This is a genomic window from Chryseobacterium sp. Marseille-Q8038, assembly GCF_965111995.1.
Genome location: NZ_CBCOPN010000001.1, coordinates 1,011,373 through 1,031,560, shown reverse-complemented (window position 1 = coordinate 1,031,560; position 20,188 = coordinate 1,011,373). Strand labels below are relative to the sequence as shown.

Sequence of the window (20,188 nt, the reverse complement as noted above, 5' to 3'; positions counted from 1 at the left end):
ATACAATCAAAGCTGTTTGAAGTTTTCAATCCAACCACAAAAGTCACAAAAGTTTTTAAACACTTAAGCTTTTTAAGAGCCCAACTTTGTGCATAATAAGAACACCTAAGTTTTGTGAAAATCTTTGATTTTCATCTTTCATCTAATGTGAGCTTTCTACGGCATCATTTTAAACTTACTTAGGTGAACTAAAGTGTTTTAAAATGAGAACTTTTGTGTCTTTTGCGGTTAAAAATAATCAATGAAAAAGTTCAGACAGCTTCATTCTCAAACCTAAAAAATGAAGCAAAAATGAAAAACAAAAAACAGGGAAATTTTCTGCCTAAAGCAGGTATTATCGCATTTACATTTCTATTTTTTAACCTGGCAGAAGCCCAGCAGCAGCTCATAGAACTTAGCGGAAGCATCAAAAATACAGGGACAAGCAAAGGCCTCGATTCGGTAAAAGTGCACATCGAAAATACACAGGATAATGCTATCACAGACCAACTGGGAAATTTTAAGATCAGAACAAGAGTTACCATTCCATTTCGGGTGGTTATTCAGAAAGACGGCTTCACCAGCCAGACTGTTGAAATTCTTTCTCCTTCCAACAAAATAACGATAGGTCTTAACCCTCAGAATACGATTATTGATGATGTCGTAATTTCAGCCTCCAGAGTTCCCGAAAAAATATTAAGATCACCGATTGCTATAGAAAAAATTGATATTAAAACCATCAGGGAAAGTCCGGCAGCTTCGTTCTATGAAACATTGGAAAATGTAAAAGGGCTGCAGCTTTTAACCTCAAGTCTTACTTTAAAAATCCCTAATTCAAGAGGGTTCAATTCTCCTAATAATTTCCGTTTTATGCAGTTGGTAGACGGAGTAGATGTACAGTCGGCAACGTTGGGAGTTCCATTGGGAAATGCAATAGGGCCTACAGAGCTGGATATTCAGTCTATGGAAGTAACTCCGGGAGCAGCTTCGGCTTTGTACGGAATGAATGCCATCAACGGGCTGGCCAGTTTACAGACCAAAGATCCGTTTACTTCTGAAGGAATAAGCCTTTATTTCCGTGGCGGAGTCAATCATGTAGACCATGTTAATCATAAAATAAGTTCCCTGGGCGAAAGCGCCATTCGCTTTGCAAAGGTGATCAATAAAAATTTTGCCGTTAAAGTCAATGCCTCTTATTTCAGTGGAACCGACTGGATTTCAAATAATCTGACAGATCAGAATCCCGGATCTATGGTCACAGCCAATCCTAATTTTGTTTTGGCCAATAATCCGGCTGAAGATCTTTGGAATAAATACGGTGATGAAAGAAACAACCGTGTTGCTGTAAAAGTAGATTATAACGGAAAGCCCACCACATTTAATGTTTCGAGGACAGGATATCTTGAAAAAGATCTTGTAAGCCCGGATGTAAAAAATATTAAATTCGATGCAGGACTATATTACCGTTTCGGGGATCAGTGGAGAACATCTTATGTATACCGTTATGGCTTGCTGGATGGAACTTTCCAAAGAGGAAATAAAATCCGGTTACAAAATGCCACGGTTCAAAACCATAAAGTAGAACTGACAGGAAAAGAACTGACTTTCAGAGCTTATGTATCGATAGAAAATACGGGAGATTCTTATAATCTGAAACCTTTGGCAGACAATCTGGATTTAACCAATCTCTCCAACAACAACTGGAAAAATATATTTCAAACGGCTCTTCAGAATAACCTGAATGCGGGAGCCAATCTTAATGATGCATTCATTTTAGCCCGTCAGGAAGCAGATAAAAACAGAGCTGTCCCCGGAACTGCTGCTTTTGAACAGTTAAAAAATACCATTATCGGAATCAATAACTGGGATTCAGCCAATGCAGGAATAGCTGGCGCTCCGGCAACCGGTGGTGCCAAACTGGAACAGAAATCCCGTTTCTATCAAGGTGAACTTACCTACGACTTCAGCAAGTTTGTGAAGATATTCAACCTTCTTGCCGGTATAGATTACCGTTTGTACAGCATTACTCCGGATGGAAACAATTTCGTGGATTTTGACCGTCCAGTAAGCGAAAGAAATATTCCTTTGGCTAATGGTACGTTCGGGAAAGATGTTATTTATCAGAAATATGGGGCTTTTGCTCAGATGACCAAGCTTTTCTTTAATGATAAATTAAAAATCAACGCTGCTTTACGTATTGACAGAAATCCTGAGTTTGAATCCAAATTAAATCCGAGAATTAGTGTGGTTTATTCTCCGGTTAAAGAGCATAATTTCAGAGCCTCTTTTCAAAATGGATATCGTTTTCCATCCTTATTTGAAGCACTTTCATTCGTGAATAACGGAAATGTAAGAAGAGTGGGAGGTCTTTCAAAAGTAAATGACGGACTGGGATATCTGGAAAATTCCTATACCCTGGCTTCCATTGACAAATTTACCTCAGCGGTCAATGCAGCTATAGATGCAGGAAAAACTCAGGCTCAGGCCGCTCAGGATAACAAACAGCTTTTAACGGTAGCCAATCTGCAAAAATTACAACCAGAAAAGATCAATTCGTTTGAAGTAGGGTACAAGTCTACTTTCTTCAATAACAAGCTGGTGCTGGATTGGGATTTCTATTACAACATTTACGAAGGATTTCTTGGTCAGGTAGAAGTCGCTGTTCCTAAAAATAGTCAGGTAGGAAGCAATACCGCTGTACTCGCTATGCTGGACCGAAGCAAACAGGACAGATACAGAGTTTATACCAACAGCAACAATACCTACAAAAGCTATGGAACTTCTTTAGGCATCCGTTATAATATCACAGGAAATTATAATGTCAACACCAATGTTTCTTATAATGATCTTGCGTCCAACAATACCTCAGATCTTTTTATTACGGCTTTCAACACCCCGAAATGGATGGTGAATGTAAGTGTAGGAAACAGAGAAATTGTCAAAAACATAGGATTTACCCTTGTCGCAAGATGGCAGAGTGGCTTTATGTGGGAAAGTCCTTTAGCATCTGGAGCAATTCCGGCTTATTATACCATTGATGCTCAGGCTACATGGAAGATTCCTGAAATCCGTGCGAATGTAAAAATTGGGGCAACCAATTTACTGAACAGACGTTATTTTCAGTATGCTGCTGGTCCTGAAATCGGGGGACTGTATTATCTCGCTTTTACTTATGACTTAAAACTGTAATCAGCATGAGCAATTCTTTATATCCCATATTTTTAAAACTTGAAAACCTTTCACTGCTGATCATCGGTGGCGGGAAGGTTGCTCTTGAAAAACTGGAATCCGTACTGGGGAATTCACCTGAAACATCCATCAAACTGGTAGCAAAAGAAATTATCCCTGAAGTCAGAACCTTACAAAATCAGTTCTCCAATATTACTCTTCACGAAAGGTCATACCATGATCATGATTTTAATGATATGGATCTTGCCATCATTGCAGTGAATAATATTGTACTGGCAGGGGAAATCAGAGAAAAAGCCCAGAAAAAAAATGTACTGGTCAATATTGCGGACAAACCGGATTTGTGTGATTTTTATTTAGGTTCTATTGTCAAAAAAGGAAGCCTTAAAATTGCCATTTCCACCAATGGAAAATCTCCGACCATCGCTAAAAGATTAAGAGAAACTTTTTCTGAAATCATCCCTGATGAAATGGATCATGTTCTGGATAATATGCAGAATATCCGAAATCAACTGACGGGAGATTTCAATTACAAAGTGAAAGAACTCAATAAGATCACTACAGAATATCTATCTGACGGAAAAGTTGCTGCAAAATCGGATATGGAAATTGAGAAACTGATCAATATTACCAAAACAGCCCAGAGAAAAGCCAATATTTATCTTGCCATCATAGGTGTTTTATTGCTTTTTGGATTATTTGGGCTCGTGGTGTATCAGTTCAATCTTTCCGGTGATATTCAGTACTTTCTGAATAAAGACGGTCATATTTTTTACTGGATGCTGTTTGCTGGTTTTATGGCAGAAATTGTAGCCGGATCTATGGGAATGGGATATGGAGTAATATGTACCACCATACTTCTGCTGTTGAATGTCCCGCCACCCGTTGTAAGTGCAAGTATTCATTCTGCAGAATCTTTTACGACAGCAGCAGGAAGTTTCAGTCATTATAAACTGGGAAATGTCAATAAGAAAATGGTGTGGGTATTATTCCCGCTGGCTATTGTAGGTTCTGTTATCGGAGCATTGACGCTTTCTCATTACGGGGAACATTATGCTCATATTGTAAAACCTATTATCGCCTGCTATACCTTGTATCTTGGAGTAAACATCTTAAGAAATGCATTCAAAGATAAAAAATCAGGACAAGCTAAGCCTAAACGCAGAACCAATCTCAGAGTATTAGGACTGATAGGTGGTTTTATTGATTCTTTTGCAGGAGGCGGATGGGGACCATTGGTAACCGGAACCCTTATAAAAGAAGGAAGAATTCCACGATATGTAGTGGGAAGCTCCACTGTTGCCAAGTTTTTACTTACCATAACCAGTGCAGTTACCTTCATCTTTACCATTGGTATTCATCACTGGAATATTGTTTTGGGACTTTTGCTGGGTGGTGTTTTTACCGCTCCTTTTTCTGCCATGCTTACCTCAAAACTGCCAACAAAGAAAATGTTTGTCGTGGTAGGAATGGTAGTTATTGTTATGAGCCTTATTACGATAACCAAATCAGTTTTATCATAAAAAAAGGTATAAAATTGAAAGGGAAATAATCTATTTAACGCAAAGGATTTAAATTATTCATTACAAATTTAAGAAGGCAAAGAAAGAAATCAATGCTTTAATTCTTTCTAAGCGAACGCGTAGTCTCGTAGCTTCATCAGCGACTTTGCCGAACCTTTGTTCGCTCTAATAAAAAGGTCTGGGTCTTTAAACTTTGTGTTTTTTATCAGGACTTGTTATAAATATTTTTTAACGCAAAGATTTTAATGTTTTACTTTATCTTGAGGAATCAAAGGGGAAAAATCAATGATACAATCTGTTGACATGATATCATTACTCATTTTTAGTAAAAATCTGAAACCATTAAATCTTTGCGTTTTTTTATTTTTTTGAATGCTTTTATTTGGGAAACGCAAAGGCGCAAAATGATATTAAAAAAGCTTCTGTAAGGCGCAAGGATTTTATCTTCAATAAAATTGAAACACTGTATATTTTAAAACTTTCACAGATGATTTAAGTCAACAGATGTTGATGCAAAAATATGCTAATCACTTTACTCTATTATAAAAACACAATCATCACTTGCTGAAAATCTTCGATTTTCTTGCGTCTTAAAATCATACATAAAATTTAGAAAAACCTTGCGATTTTGCGATTTCCAACAAAAAACAGCTCCAAAGAGAGCTGTTTATAATTATTAGCTGTTTCCAGATTTTGTTTTTCGGAAACGATCAATTCCAAATCCTGTGCACCCCTGAAACAAAAACAGAAGCAAAAACAGGAGATATAACATTTGAGGCAGATATAGAAAATAGCCCAACCATGTAAAAGGATCCATTTTATAAACTCCGGTTTCGGGTTTGATAGGAATAAGTTCCTTAGGAATTGAGCCCAGATCATGGGTAAATAAAGCAACAAGTATAATAACGATTAAAAATACGGAGCTTATTCTCGTCCAAAAACCCAGCATTAAAAATAAACCAAAGATACATTCACAAAAGGCGGTGAAATTGGCCGTAAACTGAGGGAAAGGAAATCCTATGGTACTGATGGTATTGAACATATATCCCTGGAAAACAGGATGGAAAAGTTTGTTAAAGCCTGCTACAAAAAAGAATAATCCAATTAATATTCTGCATATTATATAAATGGTATTCGTATTTTTTTCAAGGTTTGATACTATTGTTTTCATTATTTTTTTAATTCATTGTTTGATTACATCACCGTGACAAAGCCATGAACAGCAGCTGGTCATGTAATTCTGGTTAAGATAATAGGATAGGGTATGGAAAAAAATATTCCATAGCTGAAAAATGTTATTTTACCAATAACTGAAAATTACATTTTTATTTTGGGCGGAATCCAAATAGAATTAAAAAAGGAAGAATAGGGCGGATCATCGTATAAAAAGAAGCCTTTGTTTACTTCCGGATCCATAAATTTTTCAAATCCAAAGGAAGGAAAAGAGGTGGTAAAAAAGAGAGAAGAATTAGAGCAATAGTTATTATTGCATTGTATAGGAGTCTTGTTATTTTCTTCAAGAAAAGTCTTATTACATTTTTTCTGAGGGCTTTCTTCGGAATTGGAATTACTTGTGATTTCTATGGCAGAAAAAGTTGTGTTTTCTGTTTTTGGGATCAGGAAATGGACTAGTATTAAAAATATACTAACGATCTGTATACCATGTAATATTCCATTTTTTCCTGTCATAAATCCCATGCAATTCAGACAAATATAATAAAATATTCATAGCTACCTTTCAAAAGACTGTTTATTTTTCAAGTTCCCGAATAACTGTTCCAGCCATTTCTTTGGAGCTGAAGGGATTTTGTCCTGTGATCAGATTATCATCAACAACCACGTTGGAAGTCATAGGGATAAAGGCTTTTCTGTAATGTACACCCCGTTCTTTAAGCGCTGCTTCAAGATTAAAAGGAACTTCATTTTTTCTTCTGGCCAATGTTTCTTCAAACCAGTCGAATCCGGTTACAGATTTTCCTTTGATCATATATTCTCCATCCGATAATCTTACGTTCAGCAATCCTCCGACTCCATGACAAATCGCGGCAACCATTTTATGGCTTTCATACTGTTTCCTAAGAATAGCCTGTAATGTGGAATTATCCGGAAAATCATACATCGTAGCATGTCCGCCTGTCAGATAAACACAATCGAAAGCGTTGTTTTCAATTTCACTCAGACTTTTTGTATGAGCCAGTATATCCATAAATGCGGGGTTTTCATAATAACTTTTTGAAATACCATCAAGCACAAGCGGCTTCAGACTTTCCGGATCAATAGGAGTGTGTCCGCCTTTTGGAGAAGCAATGGTAATCTGCCATCCTTTTTCTTTTGCAGCATGATAAATATGGGTCAGTTCACTCAGCCACAAGCCTGTTTTAAGCGGACTGTTCGCGTATTGGTCTACATTGGTTACGATTAATAAAATATTTTTCATCATAGTAGTATTAATTAAAAGATTTTCTGAATTCTAAAGGAGAAACAGCAGTTTGATTTTTAAACAAACGATGAAAAGACTGTAGGTGCTCAAATCCCAGATTGTAAGCAATCTCAGAAACAGACATTGTAGTGGTAGACAATAGCTCTTTTGCCTTTTCAATCACTCTGTTCTGAATATGCTGCTGTGTGGTCTGTCCTGTATGCACCCTCAGCATATCACTTAGATAATTGGGACTTATATTCATCTGTCCTGCCACAAACTGTACGGTGGGAATCCCATTGATCAGCAGTTTTTCATTTTTGAAATAATCATCCAGTAAATTTTCAAGCTGAGTCAAAAGATCATGATTTACTTTTTTTCGGGTTAAAAACTGACGGTTGTAGAATCTGTCACAGTATTTCAACAGCAAATCAATATTGGAAACCAATAAATCCTGGGTAAAACCATCCATATTCGCTTCTATCTCTCTGCTGATATTATCCATAATGTCCGTTACAGATTTTTCTTCTTTTTCGGAAAGGTACAGCGCTTCATTGGCCGTGTAAGAGAAATAGCCATAATCTTTTATGACAGAGGCTAACGGATATCCCTGCAGAAAATCAGGATGTATAACCAGTACATTTCCTCGAACTTCAGAAAGCAGAATATCTTCAAACTGCAATACCTGATGGGGAGCAATAAAATACATGATTCCATCCTCAAAATCATAATAATGCTGTCCATATTTACATCTTCCTGCACAATCCTTTTTAATGGAAACCACATAAAAATCTGTAGTCACGGCACTCAGAATAGTTTCCGGATCTATATTCACTTCATTAAAATCAAATACACTGATCAGAGGGTTGGAAGGCCTTTTCAGTTTCAGATAGTTGTGTAATGCAGTGATAGAAGTTACTTTTTCAGGAGCTTTCATTTTTTCGTTTATTTTTTACCACCCCGTCAAAAATTCTTTGAATTTTCGCCACCCCTCCAAAAGAGGGGAATATTTTCCCCTTCGGTTGTGGTATTGGTGTTTCTAAGTTACTTATTTTAACCGTATTATTTTGCTGATAGCTGTTCTTTTTTGATCTGTTCAATTCCCTGTCTGTAGGGAGTTACCTTAAATTCCGGGAACCTTTTTCTGAATTTTGAATCGTCAAAGAGATTATCATATTGATATCTTGGAAGCAGTTCCTTCAATTCTTTTGCATTTTTATTGAAGAAAGATCCTATGGTAAAAGCCAGATTGGGGATTACGGCATACCTGAATTCTTTCCCATAGATCTGAGAAGTCAATGCAATGAATTCTTCGTAGGTTAACTTATTATCGTCTACCGGCAAATGCCAGGTTTGTCCATAAGCATCGGGAGTATTTCCGATTAAAGCGGTAGCACGGCTTGCATCAGGTGTCCAGATCAGACTTCGTAATTTATCATCTCTTAAAGGAACTTTCAGCTTTTTATCTTCTTTGATGACATTGAAAATAAGACTATTGGTAATACTTTGAGTTTTTCCGGGACCATAAAATTCAGGAGCTCTGCAGATGACGGCTTCTATGGTTCCGGCTTTCATCTCTTTCAAAAGCATTTCCGCCATTTCTCTTCTTACATTTCCTTTCCTGCCTACAGGAGCAAATTGAGTCTGTTCCGTTAAAACCTCATTATTTTGAGGGTACATATAGGTATTATCAAAAAATACCAGCTTCGTTCCATTGATTTTACAGGCTTCAATAACATTTTTTAATATTACTGAGAATTGTTTTTCCCAAAGAACGGTATCCATGGGAAGTCCAAGGGTAAAATAAGCAATTTCACTTCCTTTCACGGCTTCTATTGCTTTTTCTCTGTCTGATAAGTCTGCTGAGAAAACACGATCTGTAGCATTTACTTTTTTAGCATTTCTGCTGACAATACGGATATCTGAAGTATAATTTCTTGCCAGTTCTCTTGCCAGTTCTTCGCCAATCTGTCCATTGGCACCTAATATCGTTTGCATCATTTTTTATTTTGAGGGTTAGATATTGCATTGAAAATAAACAGAATATTTTCAGCTGCTTTTATTTCTGATACAAAATTTGGGCATAATGATAAAAATAGAGTAGCTGAATTCATGAAAGTTGTAACATAATCTCTGAAGTCACAAAAAAAACCGGAAAAGTAAAGATCGCAACGATGAATAATTTATTCTTTATTTCTCTTTGTTTCCTTTTCTTTTCCGGCCTTCACTGCTTCATTAGCTTGGTTTAATATTTTCTATCCAGTGCCAGATAATTATCTTCAATTCTGCTGATAAGAATGTAAAATAAACCTGCATAAATCATCTGAATTCCCATGGCTTCCCAATTTTCAACGGTACTGCTTCCAAAAAGCAGCAGGATGATGAGGGAAGCTCCAGCTATGGTGGCAATGCGGGTTTTAAAACCAATCATCAGCAATAATCCGATGAGAAATTCCAAAAAGGGGAGTGTTATCCCAAAGAGCTGTACCAATGGCTGTGGAAGCCAGCTTGTTTCAAAACCTTTCATCATTCCTGAGGCAAAGTCCTGTAATTTTACCAATCGGACCAATCCGTGTCCTAAAAGGTTTATTCCCATCGAAACACGAAGGAAAAAATAGGCTGTTTTTGTATTGTTCATAAACGAATTTTTAGGATGGAAGAGCGAAGATGGAAGATGGAAGTTATACAAGTCATAAAACTACTTTACAGACATCAACAACATCATTCTTCCAGCTTCCCGCTTCCTTACTTATTAAACTTTTCTTCACTATTATCAACCGGAGTATCGGGATCATTCATTACCATTTTGGCGATATCATCTTTTCTCATAAAGATTACGCCTTGTTTTTCTTTGGTGTATTTAATGAATTCTTCCATGGCGTGCACCATTGCTGGAGTTCCACCAATTCTGTCATGAAAACTGATGCTCATCATTCTTCTTTTAGAAGCACCTTCTTCATAGAGACGATCAAACTCAAACTTCAATTGAGCCAGAAACTGATCCGGACTCCAGTGTTTTCCTTCGATATTGACAATATCATTGTTACGCAATGTATAAGGAATCACTACAAAATTTTCACCTTTTACTTTGGTAATGAAGGGCTCATCATGGCTTACATCATCTATGTGATACAAAAAGCCGAGCTCCTGTAATACTTTAAGGGTATTCGGGCTTCTTCTGAGCCAATTAGCGTTATAACCAACAGCTTTCTTCCCTGTGATCTTTTCAACCACATTGACACCTTCTTTGATAAAATTCAATTCATCAGAATAATTCTTATTCCATTGATTGTCCCAGGAAATACCGTGAGCGGCAATTTCATGCCCTCCGTTTGCAATGGCTTTAGCGACTTCGGGATATTTTTCCGCTGCCGTTCCCACTACATGAGACGTTACTTTAATATTGTATTTTTTCCATAAATCCAGCATCCGGTAAATGCCTTCATTCCCACCATAACGGTACCAGCTTTCCGCCGGAAGATCCGGTTGTCCCTTAGGAAGAGGAGTTCCACTGAACGGACTTTCTGCTCCTTCCGGTTGTCCGCCCGTTTCAAACTGCATAGAAACAGAAATGACCAGCTGAGCCCCATTAGGCCAGTGTTTTTTGGTGGAAACCTTTGTTTCACGCGGTTCCTTTTTCTCTCTTTTATCTTTGTCCTGACGATCAGAAAAAGACATCAAAACGATTGTTGAGGCAAGCAACAATACTGATTGTTTTATGTATTTCATATTGAATGTATTGATAGGACAAAATTGAGGAATAGCCCATCAGTTTGTATTGTAAAAATTAATGGTAAATTTGTAAAAATCCATTCTTAGATGAAACGAATCGTTAATTTCAATTCTTTTAATGTTTTCAGTATTGAAAAAGAAATTTGGGATGTTGAATATCACAATCATAATTTCTATGAACTGATTATTATAGAAAACGGGAAAGGGTTTCATCATCTCAACAATATTACTTTTCCCTACAAAAAAGGAGATGTTTTTCTTCTCAGACCCAGTGATGGCCATGAGTTTTCTATTAAAAGTAAAACAAAGTTTATTTATATAAAATTTACGGAACAGTATATCTGGGAAAACCTTTTGTCTAATAAAAAAAATGAGCTTAAAAAGGTTGTTCAGCTTCTGATGGAAGATCATTCTTTCGTTTACGAATCAGTGATTAAAAGCAAAACAGATAGAGTACACCTGTTACAGCTTGCCGGAATTCTCCTGTACGAGTTCAGCCATAAAAACACCTATAATAAAGAGATTACCAGCGATCTTTTTTCAGGGATCATTACCATTCTCATCCGAAATACGATGAATACTGCCTCCACCAAAAACTGGATTACCCAAAATCTAAGCAGAATTGAAAGGATATTGTATTATATCAATGTCAATGCCCTGGATGCCAATAAAATGAAAATTGAGAATCTTGCCAAAGAGTTTATGCTTTCCCCCAATTATATCAGCATCTATATTAAAAAACAGACTGGTTTCTCCATACAACAGCATATTATGCAGCATAAAATAAAAACAGCGGAAAAACTTTTACTCCAAAGCCACTACAACATCAGTGAGATAGCAGATAAGCTAAGTTTTAATGATGCCAGTCATTTCAATAAAATATTCAAAGCATATAAAGAAATGTCTCCTTCTGAGTTCAAAAAAAGATCAATATAAAAGTGATTGATTATCAAACAGATACAGTTTTATCTTTTTATTCCGATTGCTTTTAATGCACTGGATGTTAAAAAGATGTCATCAAAAACAGTAAGGGATTCTACATCGTTAAATCCTGAAGGAATCAGATCATTTTTATTAAAAGATAATTCAATGGAAGGATCATATGAAGCTATAATCCGCACTTTTGAATAGCCGTTATAATCTACTTTAAAACCTTCAAACATGCAGTTCTGCTCAGCCTTCTGATATTCCGCGTATTCTTCAAATCCGGCAACATCTGTTCTTTTCCCGTCATTATGATCCAGAGATTTCCATTCAGAATAGTTTTTAGGCTCTTTCAGAATATCTCCTTTACGGTCTACGGGAACAAACATTCCAAGAGTCAAACGCTTCTTTAAGAAATTGGCATAATTATTCATCAGATTCAAAATCTGAAGATCGGCATATCCTTCGTGAGAATAATATTCAAGCACGAAAGTGGTCATCGGAATCAGCTTATGAGAAGCATCAGTCGGCATAATGAGTCTTTACTTTTTTTGGCCGATAAAAATAGTATTTTTATTGGCGCTACCCAATGGAAACAGGTGAATAGCATGGAATTTATACCCATTCTGAATAACAATAAGAGTAGGAATGTCCTTCATTATTCAGTATTTTTGAAGGAAATAACCTTTTAACAATAGCAAACTCTTTTCCAAAAAAGGGAAATATCAGGTTTGTCCAAATTACAATATGTTGAAAAAGATACTCTTAGGAGCCGGCATTATTCATTGCTGTTTTTATTCTATCATGGCTCAAAAACCTGGTGAGCATCCTGTTTATACATCCGAATGGGGACATCTCTATCGTGAAAATGGGAATAATAAAGATCTTCTGGGAATATTTTCTACCGAAGCTCCTGTTTACCTTCTGGATTCTACCCAAACCCAATATAAAGTACAGGTAAGTAATGGTGATATTGGGTTTATAGATCGTCAGCCTTTAATAAAATCCATGCGTGGCAAGAAATCTGCGGGTGAACCTGTTCAGTATTTTTATAGAGGAACACAGGGATATCAATGTCCACACTATTATGTACAGGTGTCTGAATTACGGGTAAGAAAAGCTCCAGCCACAGAAAGTGCCGCCATCCGAAGAGCTGCTTTAAATGAGCTGGTGTGTATTGATTATGTCCCTTTATATCAGGATGGCTGGGTATATATTGGAGATCATTTCCATGAGAATCCTGAATATATTCAAATGAAATATCTCGGCACTGAGCTTACTTATGAGAAAGTTCTGAAAGAATATCTTGCAGTGAAAGGAAAAAATAAGGAAAAGGAACTTACACAGGTGGGAAGATTGCGTGAAATGGCATGGCTGGAGGACAAAAATCTGAAGCAGGCCTTGAATTACTGGAAAGAATCTTATACCAATGCCGGCGTAGAAAATCCTAAAATAGATATCGACTTTGAACGCCTTCTGGCTGATCAATTGGCAAAAAAACCGGGAACGGAAGCTTATGAAAAAAAACTTAAAGCACTGAACCTGCATTTTACATGGAAAGGCACTCAACTTTTTGACGGAAAAATTACAGAGGCTCAGGTAAAACAGCTGGACATGCAGAAAGTGAAAGATATTCCCAATACCCCTGAATGTGGCTGGGAACCTCAATATTTTTACAGAACCCCAAACACCATTGTTGCCTTTGAAGAATATAAAGGAAAAGTTTCCGGGAGTATCTATAAAATGTCTTTTAGCAATGGTGAAGCTGTAATTCTCGGAAATGAACGTATTGATTCCAATTATAATGAAAAGGATTTTGTTAACCGTTTTGGTGATATGCTGTCTACCCGCTGGATCTCTTCACCCCATGAATATCACATTCAGAATAGTGATGCAGGCCTTTTCATTTTCACCTTTAAAGATGGCAAACTTTTCAGCTATGAATGCATGTTCTATTGCTAAATTATTTTTAAATCTAAAATTAGGAGGTTTTCTCAAAACGATATTTACATTAAACTTTGGATCATCGCAAACCATAAAATAAGCGGGCTAAAGCCCACTTCCATTGATGTACAAATTACAAATATTCAATAGGAACGGGCTTTAGCCCGTTTTAATAAAAAAATATAAAGTCCAATGGCTTTAGCCCAAACCTAAAATATTATCTATTCGTATTTTCTAAAACTCTATCTATATTTTCCTACAAGGGTGATTAAATTTAAAGCTGTATCTTTACCCTACCAAAACAAAATAGTATAATATGTCATTTATCACACCGGAAGGAGCCAGGAAGGCTCAGCTATCCCTAACCGAAAGGGCACCCGTTGCCCACGCTATTCTCTCTGGGGAAGAGAATATTTCGAAATACAACAGTGGAGTATGTCATGATGTGGTAGCCTATGCATTATATATGCGTGGTGCCAGAATAAGCCCTACTCAGCTGGCAGAATCAGCAGGACAAAAATGGTTAACTTTGTTTAATTATCCTGCAGGAGAAAAATGGGATGGATATTCACCCATTCCCGGAGGAAAAGCCATTGGTTTTTACAGACTTATTGATAAAACCTTCTTTCATTCAGCAATTACTACAGGAAACGGAAATGAAATAAGATCTGTAAACGGTTTTTCGTTAGGATCTGCATGGACTGTGCCTGTAGATATGAAATGGGTATTAGGTAAAAAGAATTCTGATGGAACCTTCAATTATGACGGGACCAAAATAGAAGTCTATATCTCTTCCTTATAACAATAACAGCAAACAAAGGTAAAAAGGCAGATGAGCGAATTCGTTTTTCTGCCTTTTTGCTTTTTTAAGCGTCAGCACATTTCGGACAAATCCCGCTGATAATAAAATTATATTCCTGTGCAATAAAATGCTCCGGTAAACTGATTTCCGGAATAGCATTTTCAATGCATGTTACAGAATGACATTCTTTACAGTTAAAATGAACATGATTGTGAAAATGCTGCTCATGACTGCATTTGCCACTGCACTTTGCAAAATTTACCACTCCGTCAATATTGACAATCTTGTGGATAGCACCTTCGTTTTCAAGCCTTTCCAGCACCCTGTAAATGGTTACTCTATTGCACAAATCACCCAGTTTTTTCTGAATATCAGAGTGGGTAAGGGCTACATCTGAACCATTAATAAGGTTTAAAATTTCAGTTTTGGCATGAGTATTTCTGACCTGTTTCATATTTTAATGCAACAAAGTTGCGTTATTTAATTTTTTATTTCTACTTTTGCAACAAAGTTACGATAAGAAAATTAATCCATACTATTATGAAATCAAAAATTCTTGATGCTGTAGGAATCTCCGCTGCTGTTTTATGCCTGATTCATTGTATTGTCTTTCCATTATTACTGATTGTTCCATTGGGAATATCACACAATCCCTATATTGATCTGGCTTTCATTTCTATTGGTGCAGTTGTCGTCTTCAGGGTAACCCAAAAAATGGAGAAGCGCTGGCTGAAATTTTTATTCTGGATATCTATTGCTCTTATCTTCATTTCTGTACTCATTGATTTCTTGTTTGAAGTACATATTCCTCTGATCTACTTAGGAGCAGCAGGTTTGATTACAGGTCATATCATCAATTTTAAAAATCATAAACATTAAAAACATGACTAAAAAACTTCCTGTAACTGTACTCAGTGGCTTCCTGGGAGCGGGAAAAACGACATTATTAAACCATATTCTGCACAACAAACAGGGCTTAAAAGTAGCGGTTATTGTGAATGATATGAGTGAAGTTAATATTGATGCCCGCCTTGTTGAAAATCAAAATACCCTTTCAAGAACAGAAGAAAAACTGGTGGAAATGAGTAATGGATGCATTTGCTGCACACTCCGGGAAGATCTTATGGTAGAAGTAGAACGCCTTGCTCATGAAAACCGTTTCGACTATCTCCTTATTGAAAGTACAGGAATCAGTGAGCCTATTCCGGTTGCCCAGACCTTTACGTATGTGGATGAAGAGAGCGGAATTGATCTGTCCAAGTTCAGTTATGTAGATACAATGGTAACGGTGGTAGATTGTTTCAACTTTATGCATGATTTCGGTTCTAATGAAATGCTGACTGATCGTGACCTTACAGATATGGAAGGGGATTACAGAACCATTGTTAATCTTCTTACCGACCAGATTGAATTTGCCAATGTGATTATTTTAAACAAAACAGATCTTATCAATGCTGAAACCCTTGGCTTTTTAAAAGCTGCCATAAAGAAATTGAATCCGGATGCAGTTATTCTCCATTCTGAATTCGGGAAAATTGACCCTCAAAAGATTTTGAATACACAGCTTTTTGATTTTGATAAAGCACAGTCTTCAGCTGGCTGGCAAAAAGAATTACAGTCTGAACATCATACTCCTGAAACTGAAGAATACGGAATAAGTTCAATGGTTTTCAGGGATAAGAGACCTTTTCACCCTGTAAGATTATGGGAATACCTGAACCAGCAATATCCGCAAGGAGCAATCAGAGCTAAAGGATTGTTCTGGCTGGCTTCAAGACCCAATGATGCTTTGAATTTTTCCCAGGCAGGAGGATCTTTTCGTCTTGAAAAGGCGGGTGTATGGTGGTGCAGCATGCCTTTGAGTCACAGGGTACAATATTCTTCATTTGCAGAAAATCAAAAGTTTATAGAAAGCAGATGGGATAAAAACTGGGGAGACCGAATCAATGAACTGGTGTTTATCGGGCAGAATCTGGATAAAGATCAAATGTTATTACATCTGCAACACTGCCTCATTAATGATAAGGAAAAAGAAATGTTTGATCAGGATATGATGTTTGAAGATCCGTTTCCCAAGAATATTTAAAATTAACCTTTATTTAATGCAACAAAGTTTCAGTAAAACACTAAATACAATAACTTACAGCATTATTTCAAAACAATATGGACAGAAGAAAATTTCTAAAAGGATCTGCAATACTTTCAGGATTATTGACCTTATCACCATCTGATCTCTGGAGCTTCGGGAAAAATAACGAAAAATCCGGGGCAGGTAAAGCAAAGAATATCATTTTTATGATTAGTGACGGAATGAGCCTTGGAACGCTTTCAATGGCAGACCTTTATTCACGGAATATTTTAGGAAAGGGAAGTAACTGGTTCAATTTGTATCATGAGAAGAAAGTGACACGCGCTTTGATGGATACCGCTTCAGCAAGCTCTATTGTTACAGATTCTGCGGCCGCAAGCTCAGCATTCGGTGGAGGAATCAGAGTAAAAAACGGAACACTGAATATGGGAGCTAACGGAGAGAAACATCTTCCCATATGGCAGCAATATAAAAAAGCAGGAAAGAAAGCAGGTTGTGTAACCTCTGTAACCATTACTCATGCTACTCCTGCCGGATTCTGTGTGAATTCTTCCAGAAGAAATGCTGAACCTCAAATTGCTGAAATGTATGCTGATCTGGAACTTGATGTACTGTTGGGAGGAGGAGATGAGTTTTTCAACCCTGCCAAAAGAGAAGACAAAAAAGATCTCTATTCTGTTTATCGCCAAAAAGGATACCGGATCCTAAAAACGCAAAATGATCTGAAAGAAATCAGAAAAGGGGAGAAACTGCTAGGTATTTTCAATACAGGTGCATTACCTTATAGTATTGACAGAGCTCATCTCCAGGAATACAAAAATACACCAACGCTGGCTGAAATGGCTCATGCAGCCATCCATCAGATGAAAGATCATCCCGAAGGTTTTGTCCTTCAGATAGAAGCAGGAAAAGTAGACTGGGCAGCCCATGCCAATGATGTAGCAGCGTTGATACACGATCAGCTGGCGTTTGATGAAGCTGTAAAAACAGTCATAGATTTTGCTGAAAAAGATGGAAATACCCTCGTGATTATTACCACAGACCATGGAAATGCCAACCCCGGAACGATTTATGGAACAGATGCCACCAAGAATTTTAACAGTATTTCAGACTATCAATATACCAATGAATATATTCTGAACAAGATTCAGAAAGAGCATTCGGTAAAAGATATTAAAGACTGGATTTATGAGGGCAACAAAATTGTTCTGAATGATGAGGAGGCCAAGCATATGCTGAGTTTTTACAACAGGCTTGAGAAAGAGGAAGAAGGACTTTATAATTATAAAAAACTGCCCTTTAAACTGTATTCAGAAATTCAGAAAAGCAGAAATTCTGTAGGATGGATCAGTATGGACCATTCCGGAGATTATGTGGAAGTGGCAGCCTATGGCCCTGGAAACGAACTTTTACAGCCTTTCATTAAAAATACAGACCTGCATGATCTGATGCTGAAAGCCTGTTTAATATAGACATTCATATTTTTTTTCATATTCAATTATTTGGGAGATACGAGGCGGATTGATTGTGTCCGCCTTGTTTTTTTGTGCGTAAGAGATTTTAGATTTCTCCCATTACAAACATATTTTCCATGGTAGGAATCGCACTTCCACCTTCTTTTTCAAGAGTAATGGCAAAAGCTTGCGCTTGAGGAATACTGGCCAAAGCAATTCTGCTGTCTTTATCTTCCGTGTACATTCCTGCATTTACCGGTTTTCCGTCTTCTATTGCCCAAAGCTGATACTGCATTCCTTCAGGAGCTTTAGGAAGTTTTTCGGCATTCAGATAAACTTCTTTTGTTTTTTTATCCCAGAAAACCATTGCTTTGGCTTCTGTATGCTTTTCAACTCCTTTCAGCATCACCATCTGCATATCAGGATTAGAGAACATATCAATCTTCAGATTCATTTTTTCCATGGCCTGAGCCTGAGCCTTTTTATCAGCAGCCAGCAAAGCCATTTCCTTTTTATCAGAAGATTGCGTATTCATCATGAACACATTTCCGCCAACACTGATCAGAAACAATAAAGAAGCCGCTATTGCATAGGGTTTCCAATTGGTATTCTTTTGAATATTCACTCTTTCAGTGGTTTCTCTATGATCTTTAATTTCAGGAATATTTGTTGAAAGAGTAGGACTTACTTCTTCAACATTCTGTTCCTGTTGAATCTTATTCCAGATCTTAGATCTCAACTCGCTTGGAGGTGTTACAGCTTGTGCTGTAGCAAGATGTTCCAAAGTCTTTTGTGCTTCTTCAAAAGCCTCCTTTACTTCAGCATTATTCTTCATCACACACTCCAAAATCCCTGCTTCCTCAGGAGAAGCATGGCCAAGAATATAAGATTCTATAATTCCGGATGATATGTATTCTTTAGTGTTCAATTTATTGATAATCTTTTAGCAAATCTTTTAATTTCATCAATGCATTCCGCATTTTCGTTTTTACCGTTCCCAGCGGTATCTTCAGTTTTTCGGATATTTCATGTTGGGTATATCCCTGATAATACGCAAGATCAATAAGCTCCTGCTTGTCTGTTTCCAAACCTTCAAGTACGTTATTAAATCCAATATAATCGGAAGAATTATTCGTTGTTGAAAGCTCTGCAGTATTATATACGAAATCCGGAAGTGATTGGTTTTTAAGTTCGTTCTGGAATGCCTTTGATTTTAAATAATCGATAGCAGTATTCCTGGCAATATTGATCATCCAGGTATAAAACCTTCCTTTTGAAGCATCATATTGATGAATAGAGTTCCAAATTTTAACAAAAACATCCTGTATAATTTCTTCAGTATATTCTTTAGACTGAACAATTCGAAGAATAATTCCGTACAGCGCACCAGAATAGTGGTCATACAGATAATGAAAACCATTTTCGTTTTTTTCTTTTAGTAAAACGATAAGTTCCTCTTCAGAATAGGTTGTTTTAATAGTATTTATTTTTCTATCCAAATGTAATAAAATAAAACATATTCCCAAAAAAATCTATCTCAACTTTTATATCGTACATGATTTTAAGAAAATAATTAAAAAATAGTAAATATGAAAACGTTAGCTTCAAAAACAATATTCACTTTTTGCATGGCGCTATTTTTCGGAACCTGTAATGCACAAAGTACACTTTTAAAAATAAAAATCCTTATTACTCCCACACTGCAGAAAATGTACTGAAAGTAAGCAATATTGAATGGAAAAAGATCTTAAAACCTGAACTCTATCAGGTTGCAAGGGAAGGAGATACAGAAACGGCTTTTACCGGTAAATATTATGAATTTGATGAAAAGGGAACCTATTATTGTGCTGTCTGTGGAAACCCTCTTTTCATTTCAACTTCCAAATTTGCCACTACATGCGGCTGGCCTTCCTTTTATCAACCTATCCGTAAAAACAGTGTTAAATACAGAAAAGATACTTCTTATCATATGGAACGTACAGAAGTATTATGTGGAAGATGTGATTCTCATCTTGGACATGTCTTCGATGATGGTCCAAAACCTACAGGAAAACGATTTTGTATGAATTCTATCTGTCTTGAATTTGTCCCAGATAAAAAATAATTAACTGAAAATCAATTAATTGCAATTTA

19 protein-coding genes are annotated in these 20,188 nt (G+C 36.7%); 9 read left to right on the top strand and 10 right to left on the bottom strand.

What is annotated here, in order from left to right; translation table 11 throughout:
• The first annotated feature begins 291 nt into the window (after positions 1–291).
• Entirely contained in the window at positions 292–3,168 is a 2,877-nt protein-coding gene (locus tag ACWPWS_RS04790; RefSeq protein ID WP_454045679.1) for a TonB-dependent receptor, read from the top strand.
• 5 nt (positions 3,169–3,173) lie between these two features.
• On the top strand, positions 3,174–4,691 hold the full coding sequence (locus tag ACWPWS_RS04785) for a TSUP family transporter (protein ID WP_454045678.1): 1,518 nt from the start codon (positions 3,174–3,176) through the stop codon (positions 4,689–4,691).
• 676 nt (positions 4,692–5,367) lie between these two features.
• Here ACWPWS_RS04785 and ACWPWS_RS04780 read toward each other — a convergent pair.
• The 6 genes from ACWPWS_RS04780 to ACWPWS_RS04755 all read right to left on the bottom strand — a co-directional run bounded on the left by ACWPWS_RS04780 (position 5,368) and on the right by ACWPWS_RS04755 (position 10,839).
• Positions 5,368–5,862, bottom strand: a complete 495-nt coding sequence (locus ACWPWS_RS04780; RefSeq protein ID WP_209784377.1) for a DoxX family protein — start codon at positions 5,860–5,862, stop codon at positions 5,368–5,370.
• A 579-nt stretch (positions 5,863–6,441) separates the two neighbouring features.
• On the bottom strand, positions 6,442–7,131 hold the full coding sequence (locus ACWPWS_RS04775) for a type 1 glutamine amidotransferase domain-containing protein (RefSeq protein ID WP_454045677.1): 690 nt from the start codon (positions 7,129–7,131) through the stop codon (positions 6,442–6,444).
• A 7-nt stretch (positions 7,132–7,138) separates the two neighbouring features.
• Positions 7,139–8,047 carry a helix-turn-helix domain-containing protein gene (locus ACWPWS_RS04770; RefSeq protein ID WP_454045676.1) on the bottom strand — a complete coding sequence of 303 codons (909 nt, stop codon included), beginning with the start codon at positions 8,045–8,047 and terminating at the stop codon, positions 7,139–7,141.
• Positions 8,048–8,172: 125 nt separating this feature from the next.
• On the bottom strand, positions 8,173–9,108 hold the full coding sequence (locus ACWPWS_RS04765) for an NAD-dependent epimerase/dehydratase family protein (RefSeq protein ID WP_454046886.1): 936 nt from the start codon (positions 9,106–9,108) through the stop codon (positions 8,173–8,175).
• Positions 9,109–9,355: 247 nt separating this feature from the next.
• A complete protein-coding gene (locus tag ACWPWS_RS04760) occupies positions 9,356–9,748 on the bottom strand; it encodes a DoxX family membrane protein (RefSeq protein WP_454045675.1) in 393 nt (130 codons plus the stop codon).
• Between the two features lie 107 nt (positions 9,749–9,855).
• Positions 9,856–10,839: a polysaccharide deacetylase family protein gene (locus tag ACWPWS_RS04755; RefSeq protein WP_454045674.1), complete on the bottom strand. Its 984-nt coding sequence runs from the start codon at positions 10,837–10,839 to the stop codon at positions 9,856–9,858.
• A 90-nt stretch (positions 10,840–10,929) separates the two neighbouring features.
• On the opposite strand from ACWPWS_RS04755, the gene ACWPWS_RS04750 reads away from it, so the two are divergent.
• The gene (locus ACWPWS_RS04750; RefSeq protein WP_454045673.1) at positions 10,930–11,778 is read left to right on the top strand and encodes an AraC family transcriptional regulator; all 849 of its coding nucleotides are present in this window, start codon (positions 10,930–10,932) and stop codon (positions 11,776–11,778) included.
• A 29-nt stretch (positions 11,779–11,807) separates the two neighbouring features.
• On the opposite strand, the gene ACWPWS_RS04745 is transcribed toward ACWPWS_RS04750, so the two are convergent.
• A complete protein-coding gene (locus ACWPWS_RS04745) occupies positions 11,808–12,299 on the bottom strand; it encodes a hypothetical protein (RefSeq protein ID WP_105682267.1) in 492 nt (163 codons plus the stop codon).
• A gap of 214 nt (positions 12,300–12,513) precedes the next feature.
• On the opposite strand from ACWPWS_RS04745, the gene ACWPWS_RS04740 reads away from it, so the two are divergent.
• Both ACWPWS_RS04740 and ACWPWS_RS04735 read left to right on the top strand, forming a co-directional pair.
• Positions 12,514–13,728 carry a hypothetical protein gene (locus ACWPWS_RS04740; RefSeq protein ID WP_454045672.1) on the top strand — a complete coding sequence of 405 codons (1,215 nt, stop codon included), beginning with the start codon at positions 12,514–12,516 and terminating at the stop codon, positions 13,726–13,728.
• Positions 13,729–14,026: 298 nt separating this feature from the next.
• Complete coding sequence (locus ACWPWS_RS04735) at positions 14,027–14,512, top strand: hypothetical protein (protein WP_209784370.1); 486 nt, start codon at positions 14,027–14,029, stop codon at positions 14,510–14,512.
• Between the two features lie 64 nt (positions 14,513–14,576).
• On the opposite strand, the gene ACWPWS_RS04730 is transcribed toward ACWPWS_RS04735, so the two are convergent.
• Positions 14,577–14,966 carry a Fur family transcriptional regulator gene (locus tag ACWPWS_RS04730; RefSeq protein ID WP_114820230.1) on the bottom strand — a complete coding sequence of 130 codons (390 nt, stop codon included), beginning with the start codon at positions 14,964–14,966 and terminating at the stop codon, positions 14,577–14,579.
• An 86-nt stretch (positions 14,967–15,052) separates the two neighbouring features.
• Here ACWPWS_RS04730 and ACWPWS_RS04725 point away from each other — a divergent pair, with 86 nt between their 5' ends.
• From ACWPWS_RS04725 to ACWPWS_RS04715, 3 genes are all read left to right on the top strand, one after another.
• Positions 15,053–15,391, top strand: a complete 339-nt coding sequence (locus ACWPWS_RS04725; RefSeq protein WP_454045671.1) for a MerC domain-containing protein — start codon at positions 15,053–15,055, stop codon at positions 15,389–15,391.
• Between the two features lie 4 nt (positions 15,392–15,395).
• The gene (locus tag ACWPWS_RS04720; protein WP_454045670.1) at positions 15,396–16,598 is read left to right on the top strand and encodes a GTP-binding protein; all 1,203 of its coding nucleotides are present in this window, start codon (positions 15,396–15,398) and stop codon (positions 16,596–16,598) included.
• A 77-nt stretch (positions 16,599–16,675) separates the two neighbouring features.
• Positions 16,676–18,073 carry an alkaline phosphatase gene (locus ACWPWS_RS04715; protein WP_454045669.1) on the top strand — a complete coding sequence of 466 codons (1,398 nt, stop codon included), beginning with the start codon at positions 16,676–16,678 and terminating at the stop codon, positions 18,071–18,073.
• A gap of 88 nt (positions 18,074–18,161) precedes the next feature.
• On the opposite strand, the gene ACWPWS_RS04710 is transcribed toward ACWPWS_RS04715, so the two are convergent.
• Together ACWPWS_RS04710 and ACWPWS_RS04705 are read right to left on the bottom strand one after the other, a co-directional pair.
• Positions 18,162–18,983: an anti-sigma factor gene (locus ACWPWS_RS04710; protein ID WP_454045668.1), complete on the bottom strand. Its 822-nt coding sequence runs from the start codon at positions 18,981–18,983 to the stop codon at positions 18,162–18,164.
• A gap of 1 nt (position 18,984) precedes the next feature.
• Positions 18,985–19,554, bottom strand: a complete 570-nt coding sequence (locus ACWPWS_RS04705; protein ID WP_228421627.1) for an RNA polymerase sigma factor — start codon at positions 19,552–19,554, stop codon at positions 18,985–18,987.
• 215 nt (positions 19,555–19,769) lie between these two features.
• Here ACWPWS_RS04705 and msrB point away from each other — a divergent pair, with 215 nt between their 5' ends.
• The gene (msrB, locus tag ACWPWS_RS04700; protein WP_454046885.1) at positions 19,770–20,159 is read left to right on the top strand and encodes a peptide-methionine (R)-S-oxide reductase MsrB; all 390 of its coding nucleotides are present in this window, start codon (positions 19,770–19,772) and stop codon (positions 20,157–20,159) included.
• Positions 20,160–20,188: the final 29 nt, after the last annotated feature.